The 1353-nt window shown below is 55.4% G+C and carries 1 protein-coding gene and 1 pseudogene; both read left to right on the top strand.

Annotated elements, in window-relative coordinates; genetic code table 11:
- Positions 1 to 833: ADP-forming succinate--CoA ligase subunit beta (gene sucC, locus BG74_RS01795; protein ID WP_244267146.1), on the top strand; the 833-nt coding region annotated here is incomplete at its 5' end.
- Positions 833 to 1353: pseudogene (locus tag BG74_RS15855) on the top strand (CoA-binding protein); the annotation flags it as partial. The gene sucC and the pseudogene BG74_RS15855, both read left to right, overlap by 1 nt.

The raw sequence follows: 1353 nt of genomic DNA, 5'->3' as shown, positions 1-1353 counted from the left end.
CGGTCGTCGATCGCAGTACGCGCCGCGTGGTATTTATGGAGTCCACCGAGGGTGGCGTGGAAATTGAAAAGGTAGCGGAAGAGACGCCGCATTTGATTCACAAAGTGACCTTGGATCCGCTTACCGGTCCACAGCCTTATCAGGGCCGCGAACTGGCGTTTAAATTGGGCCTGAGCGGCAAGCAGGTCACTCAGTTCAGTAAAATTTTCATGGGCCTGGCGACGCTGTTTTTAGAGCGCGATCTGGCGCTGGTGGAAATCAACCCGCTGGTGATCACCAGCGCCGGCGATCTTATCTGCCTTGACGGTAAACTGAGCGCCGACGGCAACGCGCTGTTCCGCCAGCCGGAACTGTGTGAAATGCGCGATCAAAGTCAGGAAGATAAACGTGAAGCGCACGCCGCCCAATGGGAGATGAACTATGTGGCGCTTGATGGCGATATAGGCTGTATGGTGAACGGGGCTGGCCTTGCGATGGGGACGATGGATATCGTCAAACTGTACGGCGGAGAACCGGCCAACTTCCTTGACGTGGGCGGCAGCGCCACCAAGGAGCGCGTAACCGAAGCGTTCAAGATAATCCTGTCGGATGAGAAGGTGAAAGCAGCGCTGGTCAATATCTTTGGTGGCATCGTTCGCTGTGATTTGATTGCAGACGGTATTATCGGCGCGGTATCCGAGGTGGGCACCAGAGTCCCCGTGGTGGTGCGTCTTGAAGGAAACAATGCTGAATTGGGCACCAAGCGATTGGCCGACAGCGGGCTGAACATTATCGTCGCCACGAGTCTTACCGACGCCGCTCAACAGGTTGTCGCCGCAGTGGAGGATAAGTAATGTCAATTTTGATTGATAAAAACACTAAAGTTATTTGCCAGGGCTTTACTGGCAGCCAGGGGACCTTTCACTCCGAGCAAGCACTGGCCTACGGCACCAAAATAGTCGGCGGCGTCACGCCCGGCAAAGGCGGCACCAAGCATCTTGGTCTGCCAGTGTTCAATACTGTACGCGAAGCCGTTAACAAAATCGGCGCCAGAGTATCGGTTATCTACGTGCCGGCGCCATTCTGCAAGGACTCAATTCTTGAGGCAATCGATGCCGGCATCGAGCTGATTATCTGCATTACCGAAGGTATCCCGACACTGGATATGCTGACGGTGAAAGCCAAGCTTGAGCAAAGCAAGGTGCGCATGATCGGCCCGAACTGCCCGGGCGTTATCACTCCGGGGGAATGCAAAATCGGTATTATGCCGGGGCATATCCATCAGCCTGGCCGGGTTGGCATCGTTTCCCGTTCTGGCACCTTGACCTATGAAGCGGTGAAGCAAACCACTGATACCGGTCTCGGGCAGTCCAG

The organism is Sodalis-like endosymbiont of Proechinophthirus fluctus (genome assembly GCF_001602625.1).
Lineage (GTDB): Bacteria > Pseudomonadota > Gammaproteobacteria > Enterobacterales > Enterobacteriaceae.
This window is presented reverse-complemented; position numbering and strand designations above follow the sequence as displayed.